Annotated in this window: 1 protein-coding gene and 1 pseudogene; both read right to left on the reverse strand. The window is 57.5% G+C overall.

The window, feature by feature from the left end; all coding sequences use genetic code 11:
- Nucleotides 1-454: pseudogene (locus HSP_RS11225) on the reverse strand (IS1-like element IS1X3 family transposase); the annotation flags it as partial.
- Nucleotides 455-605: 151 nt separating this feature from the next.
- The gene (gene ltrA, locus HSP_RS0106715) at nt 606-1943 is read right to left on the reverse strand and encodes a group II intron reverse transcriptase/maturase (protein ID WP_425268518.1); all 1338 of its coding nucleotides are present in this window, start codon (nt 1941-1943) and stop codon (nt 606-608) included.
- Between the last annotated feature and the right edge of the window lie 296 nt (nt 1944-2239).

The following is a 2239-nucleotide window of genomic DNA, read 5'->3' on the forward strand; positions in this document are numbered from 1 at the left end:
GGAAGACGCTCCAGCGTGGCCAGAGTACGCTCACCAAAGACGCGTGCCACCACCGTCCTGCACATCCTGCCATAGGCGTAAAATAACCAGCGCTGACGTGATTTAGCCCCGACGTAGCCCCACTGTTCGTCCATTTCCGCGCAGACAATGACGTCACTGCCCGGTTGTATGCGTGAGGTTACCGACTGCGGTCTGAGTTTTTTAAGTGACGTAAAATCGTGTTGAGGCCAACGCCCATAATGCGGGCGGTTGCCCGGCATCCAACGCCATTCATGGCCATATCAATGATTTTCTGGTGCGTACCGGGCTGAGAGGCGGTGTAAGTGAACTGTAGCTGCCATGTTTTACGGCAGTGAGAGCAGAGATAGCGCTGATGTCCGGCAGTACTTTTACCGTTACGCACCACGCCTTCAGTAGCTGAGCAGGAGGGACAACTGATGGAGATGGAAGCCACTGGAGCACCTCAAAGACACCATCGTACACTAAATCAGTAAGTTGGCACCATTATCCGGCAGGCGATCTGGATTATCGTCACGCTGTTAAATATGTCGCGGTAGGGATACCCGTTACCGGATACCCCCCGCACAGATCCCGGCGTGCGCGATTTACGCACCGGGCTCCTGCCTCGGGTGTCTGGCGGTGAACCGCTCCACAGGCCATGGATGAAGAACCCGAACCCTTGGTAGCCATGCGGCTGCCAGTTTGTTTGCTTTCGTCCAGATCGTATCATCCTTCTGGCTCCTGCGCCTGAGCGCCCGGCGCCAGAGGTTTGTTACGTGTGTCCTGAACTTCTGCATGGTGGGGAAGTTGCCCGGTACCGAGTGATAGTTCAGGTATCCCTGAACCACTCTCCTGAGCCATTTTCCCTGTTCGGGGATTGAGTAATGCCAGCGCCTTCGCAGACCGTCTTTGATGGCTTTCAGAGTTGCCGTCATCCGATCCCGGCGGGTCTTTCGTATCAGCATGAACCTGCCGTTGCGATCTTTCCCGCTGATGTGCGTGAACCCGAGGAAGTTGAACGTTTCTGGTTTGCCTTTTCCCCTGATGGCACGGTTTTCGGCAGCGAAGCGGCCGAACTCCATCAGACGGGTTTTCTCCGGGTGAACCGTGAGTCCGAACTCCCTCAGTCTGCGCTGCATGGCTATACGGAAGCGCCGGGCATCGTATCGTTTGTCGAACCCGATGACGATGTCATCGGCGTATCTGACCATTACCACATTGCCTGTGGCATAGCGACGTCGCCACTGATGCGCCCACAGATCGAAGACGTAGTGGAGGTATATGTTTGCCAGCAGCGGTGAGATGACCGCACCCTGTGGGGTGCCTTCCTCCGTTGCTCGCCATTGACCCTCCTCCAACGTCCCGGCTGTGAGCCACTTACGTATGAGCCTGATTACGCTCCGGTCGCCGATCCGATGCTCTGTGAACCTGATCAGCCATTCGTGGCTCACCCTGTCGAAGAACTGACTGATGTCGGCATCCAGTACCCAGTTTACGTTAGTGCGTACCAGCCCTGTGGCCAGTGCGTCCAGTGCATCGTGCTGGCTTCGCCCGGGTCTGAACCCGTATGAGAACCCCATAAAGTCGTTTTCATAGACTGCGTTCAGGATTTTCACCAGCGCATACTGGACGATCTTGTCCTCCAGCGAGGCGATGCCGAGCGGGCGTTGTTTTCCATCCGCTTTTGGGATGTAGTGACGCCTGCCGGGCTGCGCCCTGTAGCTGCCCTGATGTAGCCTCCGGTGCAGATCTGTTATGTTGTTCTTCATGTTTCCGGCGTAGTCCATCCACCTGATGCCATCCACTCCGGCGGCCGCTTTCCTGCTCAGGGAGAGGAATGCGGCTTCCAGTGCTTCGACTGTCAGCAGGTGGAACAATGCTGTAAACCGTTCTTTCTTCCGCTGCTTCGCAGCTTCCCGCACGCGTGACAGCCTCTGTGACATGCTTTCCCGGCTCTGTGTCCGGCGCATGTGTGGCTGTTCCGCGTTCCCCTTGGCCCCGCTCCTTCGCTCCACTGACTCCGCTCCTTTCGGGTTGTTCGCCTGCTTCGCCGCTACTATGAGCGAGTCCCGACTTCTCCTCTCCGTACATCACCGGCTATGACTCCTCGTCTTCCCGGTGCGGGCCGTCTCCGACACTGGCAGATGGTCAGAGGGGANATCTCCCGGTTCCCGCGTAGAGATCGTATTGACATGCCAGGGTCTCACGACCCCGCCGGGTCCATGTGGCACTCGCAGTA

Source organism: Haemophilus sputorum CCUG 13788, assembly GCF_000238795.1.
In the GTDB taxonomy this organism is placed as follows: Bacteria; Pseudomonadota; Gammaproteobacteria; order Enterobacterales; family Pasteurellaceae; genus Haemophilus_A; species Haemophilus_A sputorum.

Coding starts and splice junctions, on each gene's coding strand:
- ltrA (WP_425268518.1), bottom strand. CDS start 1,943: ATGTCACAGAGGCTGTCACGCGTGCGGGAAGCTGCGAAGCAGCGGAAG.